The 12,748-nt window shown below is 47.9% G+C and carries 9 protein-coding genes; all 9 read left to right on the forward strand.

Going from position 1 to position 12,748, the window contains the following annotated elements; translation table 11 throughout:
- Positions 1-397 precede the first annotated feature (397 nt).
- From A0W33_RS13240 to A0W33_RS13280, 9 genes are read left to right on the forward strand one after another with little or no spacing between them, the layout of a single operon-like run.
- Positions 398-1,717: a cytochrome c3 family protein gene (locus A0W33_RS13240; protein ID WP_229802184.1), complete on the forward strand. Its 1,320-nt coding sequence runs from the start codon at positions 398-400 to the stop codon at positions 1,715-1,717.
- A 42-nt stretch (positions 1,718-1,759) separates the two neighbouring features.
- A complete protein-coding gene (locus A0W33_RS13245) occupies positions 1,760-4,750 on the forward strand; it encodes a TAT-variant-translocated molybdopterin oxidoreductase (protein WP_068838646.1) in 2,991 nt (996 codons plus the stop codon).
- A 20-nt stretch (positions 4,751-4,770) separates the two neighbouring features.
- Complete coding sequence (nrfD, locus tag A0W33_RS13250) at positions 4,771-6,195, forward strand: NrfD/PsrC family molybdoenzyme membrane anchor subunit (protein WP_068838647.1); 1,425 nt, start codon at positions 4,771-4,773, stop codon at positions 6,193-6,195.
- A complete protein-coding gene (locus A0W33_RS13255; RefSeq protein ID WP_068838648.1) occupies positions 6,188-6,712 on the forward strand; it encodes a DUF3341 domain-containing protein in 525 nt (174 codons plus the stop codon). Before nrfD ends, A0W33_RS13255 begins: the two co-directional genes overlap by 8 nt.
- Positions 6,712-7,395, forward strand: coding sequence for a c-type cytochrome (locus A0W33_RS13260; protein WP_068838649.1), 684 nt, complete (start codon positions 6,712-6,714; stop codon positions 7,393-7,395). Before A0W33_RS13255 ends, A0W33_RS13260 begins: the two co-directional genes overlap by 1 nt.
- A gap of 25 nt (positions 7,396-7,420) precedes the next feature.
- Entirely contained in the window at positions 7,421-8,701 is a 1,281-nt protein-coding gene (locus A0W33_RS13265; protein WP_068838650.1) for a quinol:cytochrome C oxidoreductase, read from the forward strand.
- 24 nt (positions 8,702-8,725) lie between these two features.
- Positions 8,726-9,793, forward strand: coding sequence for a cytochrome c oxidase subunit II (locus A0W33_RS13270; protein ID WP_082815233.1), 1,068 nt, complete (start codon positions 8,726-8,728; stop codon positions 9,791-9,793).
- Positions 9,794-9,813: 20 nt separating this feature from the next.
- Positions 9,814-11,640, forward strand: coding sequence for a cytochrome c oxidase subunit I (locus A0W33_RS13275; protein WP_068838652.1), 1,827 nt, complete (start codon positions 9,814-9,816; stop codon positions 11,638-11,640).
- A 9-nt stretch (positions 11,641-11,649) separates the two neighbouring features.
- Complete coding sequence (locus A0W33_RS13280) at positions 11,650-12,726, forward strand: COX15/CtaA family protein (RefSeq protein WP_068838653.1); 1,077 nt, start codon at positions 11,650-11,652, stop codon at positions 12,724-12,726.
- Positions 12,727-12,748 lie beyond the last annotated feature (22 nt).

Genomic DNA, 12,748 nt, shown 5'->3' on the forward strand with positions numbered 1-12,748 from the left:
ATATAATAAGGAGTAAATCTTCTATTTCGAATCTAAATTCTGAGTAGTGAAAAGTCTGCAGAAGGTGGCGCTTTGTTCTCTCTTCTGAATGTATTGTACATTCCTAATTTTCGAACAAATAAGTAGGCTGCGGGATTTATACGGAAACAAAGGGAACTTATAACTTTTTCCAGAGGATAAGTACGTAAAAAATCGGCTTCTTATTTAGAATAAATTTAAATAAAACTGCTTAGAAAGCATGATAAACCGTGTAAGGCCTGACAGTGAGCGGCTGGTGCCTGAAGGGGGCTCTAGAGGCCAAATAATAAAGTTTTTATGTTTGATTAATGGAATTCCAGTAGTAGATTTGTGGCCGTAAAGTAAATTCTTCATACTAAACACACACGTGATCTTGGCTATGAGTAGCTGTATACTTAAATCTAAATCTAAAATTTTCTTCGCCTTCTTGTTTGCGACGATGCTTTCGTTTGGTGCTTATGCCCAAGGGGAAAGCGAGCAGGCGGAAGTGGCGACAAAAGGGGTAGAGCCTGGTTCAACTGAAGGTGCGACAGTAGGTGGTGGCGCTGATCCCGCAGTGATTGATGCAGGTGCTGCATTGTTCAAGAACAACTGTGTGGTTTGTCACTCTGCCGGAACTGACGTGATTGTGGGCCCTGGCCTGCAAGGTATTACTGAAAGACGCAGCACGCCTTGGTTGATCAAGTGGATCAAGAACTCACAGGCGCTGGTTGCGGCTGGTGATCCAGAGGCTGTGGCTGTCTACAATGAGTATAAGAAGCAGGCGATGCCTTCTTTCAACTTCTCAGACGATGAGATAAAGTCTATCCTGGCTTACATCGAGGCAGGTCCTGCATCTGACGTGGCGGCTTCGGTTCCTACTACGGTAGGTGCGGAAGAGGGTGGCCCGGGTAACATTGGTACAGATGCCCTTGGTTCTATAGGAAGCTACCTGGATATTGTGCTGGTCGTGTTGATCATTGTGTTGATTGTACTGGTAGTGACCTTGTTGCTGATTACTTCACTCCTGAAGAACTACCTGAACAAGAACCGCAAGCTGAACGAGTATGACGACGAGGTAGTTAACCAGCGCTTCGACTTTTCTAAAGTATATAAATCAAAAGCTGTTCGCGGGTTGGTGACGCTCATCTTTGTGGTGGTGCTGCTTGATCTGGCCTGGGGTACTGCCATGGGTATAGGCATACAGCAGGGCTATGAGCCAACTCAGCCGATTGCCTTCTCGCACAAACTCCACGCTGGTGAGCATCAGATTAACTGTAACTACTGCCACACCACTGTTTACAAGAGTAAGAGTGCCAGCATTCCTTCTGCCAACATCTGTATGAACTGCCACAGCCAGATTCAAACAGAGTCTCCTGAGATTCAGAAAATATACCGTGCCATTGAGCGCAACAGGCCAATTGAGTGGGTGCGTGTACACAACCTGCCCGACCTGGCATACTTCAACCACTCCCAGCACACGCAGGTGGGTGGCATTGAGTGCCAGACCTGCCACGGTCCGATCCAGGAAATGGATGTGGTGTACCAATACTCTCCTTTAACTATGGGCTGGTGTATTGATTGCCACCGCGAAACGCCTCTTAACACAGAGGGTAACGAGTATTATGACAATCTTGTGGAGCTGCACGAGCAGTCATCACAGGGAGCTTTCACAGTGTCATCAAACGGTGGTACAGAGTGCTCTAAGTGTCACTATTAATTAGAATAAGTAAGAAAAGTATTCGAGTTTTCTAGATATAATATGCAAGACAGAATAAAATACTGGAAAGGAATTGAGGAGCTGGAAAACACTCCTGAGTTCGCGAAGAATGCTCATAACGAGTTTCCAGAATTCCTGCCGGTTAATGAAGCGAATGGAGAGGGTGGCGCGGGGAAAACGCAGCGCCGTGACTTCCTGAAGCTTCTGGGCTTTAGTATGGCTGCCGTGTCGCTGGCTTCTTGTGAGGCTCCGGTGCGCAAGGCTATACCTTACCTGAACAAGCCTGTTGATGTAGAGCCTGGAGTAGCCAACTGGTATGCTTCTACCTACTACCAGAACGGTGACTACAACAGTATTCTTGTAAAAACACGCGAGGGACGTCCGATTAAGATCGAGCCAAACCCTATGTCGTTCCTGACGCCTTACGGCACAAGCCCGAGAGCACAGGCTTCCCTGCTGGGCCTCTACGACGAAAACAGATTGCGCTTCCCGCTTATCAAGGGCGAAGAGGCGAAGTGGGATGATGTAGACAGACAAATTAGAGCCCGCTTAGCCAATGTAAACGGCAAAGTAGCTTTTGTTTCTTCTACCATCATCAGTCCAACTACACAAAAGCTGATCAACGAGTTTGGGGTGCGCTTCGGAAACTTCGAGCACGTGATGTATGATGCCAACTCTGCCTCTGGTTTACTGCAGGCAAACGGTGGTGTCATTCCTGGCTACGACTTCAGCAAAGCAAATGTGATTGTTGGCATCAACGCTGACTTCCTGGGTACCTGGTTAGCGCCAGTGCCGTTTGCGAAACAGTATATCCAAAACAGAAAAGTAGATGCTGATAATCCGACGATGTCGCGTCATTATCAGTTCGAAACCATATTCTCGCTAACAGGTGCCAACGCCGATGTGCGCATGCCGATTAAGCCTTCAGAGGAGGCTGCTTTGGTAACGGCACTGTACAGAGGCATTACCGGACAAGGCAGTGCATCAGGTGCTGTAGCGGAGTCTAAGATATTGGCTGCGGCTGTTAAAGAACTGCAGGCGAACAGGGGCAAAGCCCTTGTGGTGGCAGGCTCTAACGACCCGGCAATCCAGTCAATGGTGGCAGCGATCAACAGCGCCCTGGGTGCTGCGGGTACTACCATCAATACAGAGGCGCCATTCTATGTGAAGCGTGGAAATGACGCGAACATGATCCGCCTGATAAACGAAATGAACGCGGGCACAGTAGGAGCGGTATTCTTCGCAGAGGCTAACCCAGCCTACAACCACCCACTTGCTGCCAAGCTTGTGAGCGGACTGAAGAAGGTAGACCTTCGGGTTTCTTTTGCTGACAAAGTAGATGAGACAGCGGCCCTTGTTGAATTCGTAACGCCAGACAACCACTACCTGGAGTCATGGAACGACTTTGAAGCGAGAAGAGGCTACCTAAGCTTGGCACAGCCGGCTATTAGCCCAATATTTACTACACGCCAAATGCAGGACAGCTTGCTAGCCTGGAGCGGTCAGAACACGAACTATTACGAATACCTGCGTAACAACTGGAGATCAGTAGCCACAGGCGGTGATTTCAACCAGTTCTGGGACAAGACGGTGCATGACGGCGTATTCGAAGGTGGTGTAAGTATGTTGAATATAGCAGCTTCTGCTCCGGCAGCGGCCTCTGCTACGCCAATCAATATTGCTTCCGGTGCTGTAGAGGCAGTTGTTTACGAGTCTGTTAACATCGGTACCGGCGAATTAGTAGGCAATCCATGGTTACAGGAACTTCCTGATCCAATCTCTAAAGCAACATGGGGTAACTATGTCGCCATGCCACGTAAGATGGCTGTGGAGATGCAAGTAGAGCAGGGCGATGTGATTAAGGTGACGTTTGCTAACGGAGAAAGCATTGAACTTCCGGCGCTGATGCAGCCAGGTCAGGCAAATGGAACAGTGGGCATAGCTTTGGGTTATGGTCGTGATCTGAAGAGCAGCCCGGTAGCAAATGGCTTAGGTGCAAATGCTTACCCAATCACAACGGTATCCGGAAACACAGTATTGTATGCCGGTACGGTAAAGCTCGAAAAAACAGACGCACACTCGCCAATTGCGCAAACGCAGACGCATCACACGGTTATGGATCGTTTGGTAGTGCAGGCGAACACACTGGCCAACTATAAGGCAAATCCAAAAGAAGTTACAGAGTATATCCGTATTGCCACGCACGAAGGAGCTGCCAAGCCGGCAACCATCTCTTTGTGGGATGATTATGAGTACAAGAACCACCACTGGGGTATGGTTATCGACCTTAACTCCTGTATTGGTTGCGGTGCTTGTACCATGAGCTGTAACGTGGAGAACAACATACCTGTAGTAGGTAAGGCAGAAGTGCTGAACCGACGCGAAATGCACTGGATGCGTATCGACAGGTACTATAGCTCGGTTGAGCACGAGGAGAAGGATTACGCCACGATGGAGGATCCTGCTGAAAACCCATCGGTTGTATTCCAGCCAATGCTTTGTCAGCACTGTAACCACGCACCATGCGAGACAGTGTGTCCGGTAGCCGCTACCATGCACAGCTCGGAGGGTATCAACCAGATGGTTTACAATCGTTGCGTTGGTACACGCTACTGCGCTAACAACTGTCCATATAAGGTGCGTCGCTTTAACTGGTTTGCTTATGCGAACAACGACAAGTTCGATGTAAACCAGCCAATGAACAACGACTTGGGCAAGATGGTGTTGAACCCAGATGTAACCGTTCGTTCGCGTGGTGTGATGGAGAAATGCTCCTTCTGTGTGCAGCGTGTGCAGCTAGGCAAACTGGAGGCTAAGCGTGAGAATAGAAGACCAAAGGACGGAGAAATCGTAACGGCCTGTGCTCAGTCTTGCCCTACAGAGGCAATTGTATTCGGAGATATGTTAGATCCGGAAAGCCGCGTATCAAAGATTCTGGCCCGTCAGCAGGGAGAGCGTGCTTTCCACGTGCTGGAGGAATTGAACACGCAGCCAAACGTAACATACCTGACAAAAATTAGAAACTTAGCTTAAAATATAACTTCGAGAGCGTTATGCAGCATGTATCTCCGATAAGAGAGCCTCTTGTAACCGGGGGGAAAACATACCACGACATCACGGAAGATGTCTGCAGACAGGTAGAAGCCAAGCCCAACGCACGTTGGGCAGCGGCGCTGGCTGTTGCACTGGTAGGTTTGGCCATATTTATTTACTCTGTTTACCGTACACTTTTCTATGGTATCGGAGAATGGGGACTGAATAAGACTGTAGGTTGGGCATGGGACATCACAAACTTCGTGTGGTGGGTAGGTATCGGCCACGCCGGTACGCTGATCTCTGCCATTCTATTGCTGTTCCGTCAGAAGTGGAGAACTTCCATCAACCGTGCAGCCGAGGCGATGACTATCTTCGCCGTAATTTGCGCGGCGATGTTCCCGGTACTGCACATGGGCCGCCCCTGGCTGGCTTACTGGGTACTACCGCTGCCAAACACATTCGGTTCACTTTGGGTTAACTTCAACTCCCCACTTCTCTGGGACGTATTCGCGATTTCAACTTACTTCTCTGTATCTCTTGTTTTCTGGTACATCGGTCTGATTCCTGACTTTGCCACCATCCGCGACAGAGCAACCGGTCCGATAGCAAGAAGAGCTTATGCCGTACTTTCTATGAACTGGACAGGTTCTGCCAAAGCATGGTCGCGTTACGAGACAGTTTCGCTTATACTTGCAGGTGTGGCTACTCCACTGGTACTTTCAGTACACACTATTGTATCCATGGACTTTGCAACCTCGGTTATACCGGGCTGGCACACCACTATCTTCCCGCCATACTTTGTGGCTGGTGCGATCTTCTCTGGTTTCGCCATGGTATTGACACTGATGATCATCACGCGCAAGACCTTCAAACTGGAAGATTACATCACGCTGGAGCACGTGGAATCGATGAACAAGGTAATTATCCTGACTGGTTCTATCGTGGGTGTTGCTTATACTACAGAATTCTTCATTGCCTGGTACTCTCAGGTAGAGTATGAGCAGTATGCCTTCATTAACCGGGCTACGGGTCCTTACTGGTGGGCTTACTGGTCGATGATGACGTGTAACGTAATTACGCCACAGCTTTTCTGGTTCCGCAAAATCAGAAGAAGTTTAACAGCTACCTTCATCATCTCCATCTTCGTGAACATCGGTATGTGGTTTGAGCGATTTGTGATCATCGTGACTTCCCTGCACCGCGATTACCTTCCGTCTTCCTGGGCCATGTTCTACCCATCATGGGTTGACGTGGGCGTTTATGTGGGAACGATCGGATTGTTCTTTACACTCTTCCTGCTGTTTGCTAAGTTTTTCCCGGTTGTCAACATGGCAGAGGTGAAGGCTATCCTGAAGTCTTCGTCTGGTGTGGTGCACACACCGCACAACACTATGCACGGCACTGATAAGAATTTGAACACTAATACACATCACAATGAATAAGAAGTTTGTTCTAGGAATTTATGATGATGAAGATGTGCTGCTGACAGCCATCGAAAACATGCGCGCTGCCGGCACTAAGATATACGAAGTGTTCTCACCATATCCTGTTCACGGAATCGATGATGTATTAGGCATCAAGCGCTCGAGGCTGCCAATCGTAGCCTTCCTGGGTGGATTGACCGGTATGTCGTTTGCGCTCTGGATGCAGATCTGGATGCTGGGCTTTGACTGGCCAATGATCATTGGTGGTAAACCCCACATCGCGTTACCGTCTTTTATCCCGGTAACATTTGAGCTTACCGTTTTATTCGCTGCATTCAGCATGGTAATCACCTTCTTCATTGTCACCAACATTCGGCCTTCGCTGCGCGTGAACGTGTTCGATAAGCGCTCAACTGATGATAAGTTTGTGATGGCCATTGAAGTGAAAGAAGGAGTAACAGATATGTCAGCCCTTAACAACCTGCTGCGCTCTACCGGGGCCATTGAGGTTAATGAGAAGGAGGTAGTAAAATAATGAAAAGATACAAGACACTAGGTTTAAAAGCCTCTGCTCTATTTTTCTCATCTGCAGTGCTGTTTGCCTGCGGCGACAAAAGTAATCCAGGGTATGAGTATGCCCCAGACATGTACCATTCCGTTCCACTGGATCCTTACTCTCAGATAAAAGAAAACAAGTTCAACCCGGCCGGCATGAACATGCGTGAGCCAGCAAAGGGTACCGTGCCTCGTGGCATGCAAGGTTATAACCTGTACCTTTCTGTGGACACAGCAGAGGTTGCAGGCGTGGAACTGGCAAACCCGCTGAAGAGAACCGAATTGAACCTGGCAGAAGGCCAAGTGCTTTATAGCCGTTTCTGCGCACCTTGCCACGGAGAACAGGGCGATGGACAGGGATTGGTAGGCATTAAATTCAAAGGCGTTCCTTCTTATACAGCCGGACGAGTAGCAGAACTTCCTGCTGGCCATATTTACCACGTGATTACATACGGTAGAGGCCGCATGATGCCACACGGCTCACAGGTGAACCCGACAGAACGTTGGAAGATTGTGATGTACGTGCAGCAATTGCAGAAAGGCGAAGTAGGCGCTGCAGTGGAGGAAGAAGTGGAAGAGGAAGCAGGTGGTGAGACAATCACTGATAACCCGGTAACGGGTACACCAGAAGACACTCCAACAAGAGAAACTCCTAAAAACTAAGTCTAAGGCAAAATTTATAAGGATAATGACAGAAGAAAGACTCATCATTTCCAGAAAAACGAATAACAAGTTTTTCTTAATGATAGCTATAGGTGTAGTTTTACTTATAGTAGGCATCATTTTATCAGCCTTAGGCGGAGGAGCGGAGCACCACGAGGCTGCTGCAGGACATGGCGACGCTGCTGCGGCGGCGGCTCACGAACCTGTTTCCTGGACAAAACGCTTGTTCATGAACCTTTGGCTTAACAACGTATACTTTACAGGCATCGCCTTGATAGGCGTGTTCTTCGTGACGTTCCAGTATGTGGCCTACGCCGGCTGGTCCGTTTTAATTAAGCGCATACCCGAAGCACTGGGTTATTTCCTTCCGGTTGGTGGTATCCTGATGCTGATTACGTTCCTTTTTGGCAACCACGATATTTTCCATTGGACACACGAATACCTGTACGATATAAACGACCCGCGTTATGACCCCATCATAGCTGGTAAATCAGGCTACCTGAACTTCTGGTTCTTCCTGATCAGAATGATCGTATACTTCGCCCTGTGGATTTTCTTCTTTAACTGGCTACGTAAGAACTCCATTGATGAGGATCTTCACGGTGGAACAAGCTATTACCACAAGAGCATCCGTATTTCGGCCATGTTCCTAGTAGTTTTCGGTATTACTTCTTCTACATCAGCATGGGACTGGGTACTGTCGATTGACACGCACTGGTTCTCCACGATGTTTGGCTGGTATGTGTTTGCGAGTTGGTTTATTGCCGGTCTTGCTGCCATCACACTAACCGTAATCATCCTGAAGCAGAACGGCTATCTAAGACTGGTAAACTCAAACCACCTGCACGATTTAGGAAAGTTTGTTTTCGCATTCTCCATCTTCTGGACCTACATCTGGTTCTCGCAGTTTTTGCTTTACTGGTATGCAAACATTCCAGAGGAAGTTATCTACTACATCGAGAGATTAGGGGGTAATAACGGCCATTACACATGGATCTTTTTTACTAACCTGATTATAAACTTTGCCTTCCCTTTCCTTGTTCTAATGACAAGAGATGCAAAGCGCCAGATGATTATGCTGAAGATTGTGACAATTGCCATCCTGATCGGCCATTGGTTAGACTTTTACCTGATGATGATGCCAGGAACGCTTCGTACGGAAGCAGGATTTGGTCTGATAGAACTGGGCACAGCACTGGCTTTCCTGGGACTCTTCCTGTTCATATTCGCAAGAGGTTTATCAAAGGCTTCTCTGGTACCGGTAAACCATCCGTTCCTCGAGGAGAGTGTTCACCATCATGTTTAGAGATTATACTAAAAGCGTTATATAATGATTTCGATCGCCATAGGTTTATCCGTCGTTTTATTATTTGTTATCCTTTTCCTGCTTTTCAGGATTGGTACGCTCGCCTCCATCTTCAGGGGGTCTACAGAGCGGGCTGTGGGTACAACAAAAACTAGTAATCGCGTTAACGGCACGCTAATGATTCTTTTCCTGGTGTTGGGTGGAGCTGGATTTATCTGGTCTTTCATCGCCTACTGGGATGAAATGAACCCGCCACTGGCATCTGTACACGGTGAGTGGACGGACAGCTTGTTCTGGACGACGATGATTATCATCGGTGTTGTGTTTGTGATCACGCAAATCCTGCTGTTCTGGTACTCTTACCAGTACCAGCACAAGGATGATAAAAGAGCTTACTACTACCCGCACAACAACAAACTGGAGATTATCTGGACAATGATTCCTGCGGTTGTGATGGCCTTACTTGTATTTGGTGGCTGGAAAACCTGGACCAACATCACCAGTGCCTCTCCTGAGGAGTCCATTGTGGTGGAAGTAATGGGCAAGCAGTTTAACTGGATGGTGCGCTACCCGGGTGCTGATGGTGAGCTTGGCGTAGCCAAAACACCTCTTATCACAGCTGTGAACGAATTCGGTATCGATTTCTCTGATCCTAATGCCCAGGACGACTTCATGCCACGTGAGATCCACGTGCCCAAAGGAAAGCCGGTGTTGCTGAAGATCAGAGCACGGGATGTAATCCACAGCGTGTACATGCCACATTTCCGTCTGAAGATGGATGCTGTTCCGGGAATGCCTACTAAGTTCTGGTTTGTACCTACCAAGACAACTTACGAGATGCGTAACGAGACAGGCAATCCTGAATTCAACTATGAGCTTGCCTGTGCCGAAGTTTGTGGCCGTGGTCACTTTGCGATGCGCTTTGTGGTGGTGGTAGACGAGCCCGAGGAATATGAGGCGTGGCTAGCCGAGCAAGTATCGTTTGCAGAGCAAAATCCCGATGTAGTGGCTGGCTTCTCTAAGAAAGCCCCTGCACAGTTAGTAGCCGAGTCTGCTGCTGCGGATAAGGCTGAAGTAAAAACTGAGTTGTAGCTTTTAAATTACAATTGTCTATGTCTAGTACAGATATTACCATCAACCATGATGTGCATCCTGCCCACGACGAGCATGAGCATCATCACGAGCAAAATTTTTTAGAGAAGTACATCTTTAGCCAGGACCACAAGACGATTGCAAAGCAATTCCTGATCATGGGTATTGCCTGGGCATTCTTAGGTGGATTCCTTTCCATCCTGTTCCGCCTGCAGTTGGGCTGGCCAGAGGCAACTTTCACTTTCCTGGAGCCAATCCTGGGTGGTTGGGTTGAAAACGGAAAGCTGAACCCGGAGTTTTACCTGGCGCTGGTAACCATGCACGGAACCATCATGGTATTCTTCGTGCTTACGGCTGGTCTGAGCGGTACTTTCAGTAACTTCCTCATTCCACTTCAGTTGGGAGCACGCGACATGGCCTCTGGTTTCATGAACATGCTTTCTTTCTGGATCTTCTTCCTGTCAAGCATCATCCTGTTCTCTTCCTTATTTGTGGAAACAGGGCCTGCAGCAGGTGGCTGGACGGTGTATCCGCCGCTAAGCGCCCTGCCTGAAGCCATACAAGGTTCTCAGGACGGTATGACGCTTTGGCTGATTGCAATGGCCCTGTTTATTGTGTCTCAGTTGTTGGGTGGTGTAAACTATATCACAACTGTAATCAACCTTAGAACAAAAGGTATGTCGATGACGAAGATGCCGCTTACTATCTGGGCGTTCTTCTTCACAGCTATACTTGGTCTGCTTGCTTTCCCTGTGTTGTTCTCTGCCGCTTTGCTTCTGATCTTTGACCGTAGCTTCGGTACTAGCTTCTTCCTGTCTGACATTTACATCGCCGGACAGGCACTTTCTAACACAGGTGGTAGCCCAATTCTGTTCCAGCACTTGTTCTGGTTCCTGGGTCACCCGGAAGTATACATCGTTATCATGCCGGCATTCGGTATTGTATCAGAAGTAATCACAACAAACTCTCGCAAGCCGATCTTCGGTTACAGAGCGATGATTGGCTCCCTGTTCGGTATCTCGGTTCTTTCCTTCGTAGTATGGGCGCACCACATGTTCGTATCGGGTATGAACCCGTTCCTGGGATCAGTGTTCATGTTCCTGACGCTGATCATTGCGGTACCATCTGCGGTAAAAGTATTTAACTGGTTGGCTACTCTGTGGCGCGGTAACATCCGTTTTACATCTGCCATGATGTTTGCGGTTGGTTTTGTGTCACTCTTTATCTCTGGTGGTTTAACAGGTATCATACTTGGTAACTCCGCATTGGATATTCAGTTGCACGATACCTACTTCGTAGTGGCGCACTTCCACCTGGTAATGGGTGCGGCGGCGTTCTTTGGTATGTTTGCCGGAGTTTACCACTGGTTCCCTAAGATGTTTGGCCGCATGATGGATGAGAAGTTAGGCTTCGTTCACTTCTGGCTAACCTTTATCTCGGTATACCTGGTGTTTATGCCAATGCACTACATCGGTATCGCTGGTTTCCCTAGAAGATACTACAACTGGACAGGATTCGAGGTATTCAGTGGCTTTACGGATATGAACACGTTCATCAGTATTTCCGCCATACTTGGTTTCACGGCACAGTTCATCTTCCTGTTCAACTTTGTGTACAGCATTGTTCGCGGTCGCAGAGCAACAGCAAACCCTTGGCATTCTAACACGCTGGAGTGGACAACCCCGGTAAATCCTGGACACGGCAACTGGCCTGGAGCACTTCCGGTAGTTCACCGTTGGCCATACGATTATAGCAAGCCAGGTTCCGTAGAAGATTATATACCTCAAACAGTGCCTTTCTCTGAAACGCAGTCGTCGAACATGCCGCACGAGAGGGACTTTGAATAAGACGCATTGATGTCTACAAAATCTTTTAAGAACAAAAGATTTAGAAATATTGGAGTACTTACAGTCTTGGCTGTATACTTTCTGATATTAGTCGGAGGAATCGTACGAAGCACCGGTTCAGGAATGGGATGCCCAGACTGGCCTAAATGCTTCGGCAGTTGGGTTCCTCCGACTGATGTCAGTCAATTACCAGAAGATTACCTGGAGGTTTACAAGCAGAAGCGAATAGAGAAAAACGAGAAGTTGGCTGCTTACCTGGACAAACTAGGTTTTGAAGAAGTATCCGCTGCCATATTCTCGCATCCGAACCAGTACATTGAAACAGAGTTCAATGTCACAAAGACCTGGATTGAATACATAAACAGGTTGGTTGGTGCGTTAATAGGAATTTTCATCTTTCTGAAGGTTCTCTATTCCATCCCTTACCTAAGAACCGATAAAACAGTATTTTTTCTGTCACTGGCCAGTTTTGTTATGGTTGGTTTTCAAGGTTGGTTAGGCTCTATTGTGGTATCTACCAATTTGTTGCCGGTAGTTGTAACGATACACATGGCCTTGGCCTTAGTTTTAGTAGCCATGTTGCAGTACGTGGTTGCCAGAGCTTATAAAGAGGATATCGCTGAGAACGTTGACTACTCCTCTAAGGTAAATGCACTACTTTGGGTATTGGCCATTATTACTTTTGGGCAGATTCTGGTAGGAACACAGGTGCGGGAAGAAGTGGACCTTGTTTCGTTTATGATGAACGGTGCAGGCCGGGAGACGTGGGTTGATCAGTTGGGAAATTACTTCTACTTCCATCGTTCCTTTTCCATAGTAGTTTTGGCGCTGCATGTATACATCGCCTACCACTTGTACAAAATCATGAGCAGGCAGATAACGCTGCTTACGCACCTGATGCTGGTGCTGCTTGGTGCCGAGATTGTGATCGGTATTATTATGGCCTATTTTGCCATACCACCGGTATTACAGCCTCTGCACCTGACATTCGGGTCGCTTTTGTTCGGCGTGCAGTTTCAGCTAATTATCGTTTACCATTATGCCTCTAAAAGGGCATTTAAACCGCAGGCAGTTGTTCATAACTAATGTATTCACAAAAGTCAGACAT

This window comes from Pontibacter akesuensis (assembly GCF_001611675.1).
In the GTDB taxonomy this organism is placed as follows: Bacteria; Bacteroidota; Bacteroidia; order Cytophagales; family Hymenobacteraceae; genus Pontibacter; species Pontibacter akesuensis.

What these genes read in the sequence shown, in the direction of transcription:
- A0W33_RS13270 (WP_082815233.1), top strand. Translation starts at nt 8,726, where the DNA reads ATGATTTCGATCGCCATAGGTTTATCCGTCGTTTTATTATTTGTTATC.
- A0W33_RS13275 (WP_068838652.1), top strand. Translation starts at nt 9,814, where the DNA reads ATGTCTAGTACAGATATTACCATCAACCATGATGTGCATCCTGCCCAC.
- A0W33_RS13255 (WP_068838648.1), top strand. Translation starts at nt 6,188, where the DNA reads ATGAATAAGAAGTTTGTTCTAGGAATTTATGATGATGAAGATGTGCTG.
- A0W33_RS13280 (WP_068838653.1), top strand. Translation starts at nt 11,650, where the DNA reads ATGTCTACAAAATCTTTTAAGAACAAAAGATTTAGAAATATTGGAGTA.
- A0W33_RS13245 (WP_068838646.1), top strand. Translation starts at nt 1,760, where the DNA reads ATGCAAGACAGAATAAAATACTGGAAAGGAATTGAGGAGCTGGAAAAC.
- A0W33_RS13240 (WP_229802184.1), top strand. Translation starts at nt 398, where the DNA reads ATGAGTAGCTGTATACTTAAATCTAAATCTAAAATTTTCTTCGCCTTC.
- A0W33_RS13260 (WP_068838649.1), top strand. Translation starts at nt 6,712, where the DNA reads ATGAAAAGATACAAGACACTAGGTTTAAAAGCCTCTGCTCTATTTTTC.
- nrfD (WP_068838647.1), top strand. Translation starts at nt 4,771, where the DNA reads ATGCAGCATGTATCTCCGATAAGAGAGCCTCTTGTAACCGGGGGGAAA.
- A0W33_RS13265 (WP_068838650.1), top strand. Translation starts at nt 7,421, where the DNA reads ATGACAGAAGAAAGACTCATCATTTCCAGAAAAACGAATAACAAGTTT.